Consider the following 616-nt stretch of genomic DNA (forward strand, 5'->3'; position numbering starts at 1 on the left):
TCAAAGAGGAACGGTTGGACTTGCTCAAGGATATGTTTGTGCATAAGCATTGGAACCTGTGGGAACTTTATCCTGAATATATCAAGTATGTGCCCAAGCAAGACCATGCTTTTGTGGGTGAGATACTATTCAAGGACATCAAGAGATTGGCTTTGCTTAAGGAAAAGCCAAAGGAGTTCAACTGGTTGTTGGGACAAATAGAGCGCGTGATGAGGAAGTCTGCTGCCGTGGATAAGATTATCAAGAATGGTATCAGACAGCTTATTGCGGATTATCCCGACAAATATTATTTCAAGAGTTATCTGGGAAGGATCTTGTAGTAATGTTAAGTGCTTATTTAGCGAAATGACAAGAGAAGAATTTGCAGAGAGATGGCAGCATCAGTACGCTATTAAGGTTGTCGGGGCATCAAAGCCCTCGCCAAAATACTAAAAGAAAGAGGCTTTCCTAAAAATATTGAGGTGATATTTTTCGAATCCCTCCGTCTCCCTTTAGCCAAAGGGAGCTCTACCTCTAACCCAGCCTTCCTCCTCATAAGGAAGGATGTAACCGCCCTCCGGTGCTCGGAACCGCTACACTCTAAGGTTGTCGGACCAAAGCGGTCTACGCCATATTG

The 616-nt window shown here is 44.0% G+C and carries 1 protein-coding gene; it reads left to right on the plus strand.

Features of this window, described 5'->3' with window-relative positions:
* The coding region (locus ACQRBJ_RS16150; protein WP_445304247.1) for a hypothetical protein at positions 1-320 on the plus strand (320 nt) is incomplete at its 5' end.
* Between the last annotated feature and the right edge of the window lie 296 nt (positions 321-616).

Origin of the sequence: Prevotella sp. SGI.167, assembly GCF_050313615.1 — a bacterium.
GTDB lineage: Bacteria > Bacteroidota > Bacteroidia > Bacteroidales > Bacteroidaceae > Prevotella.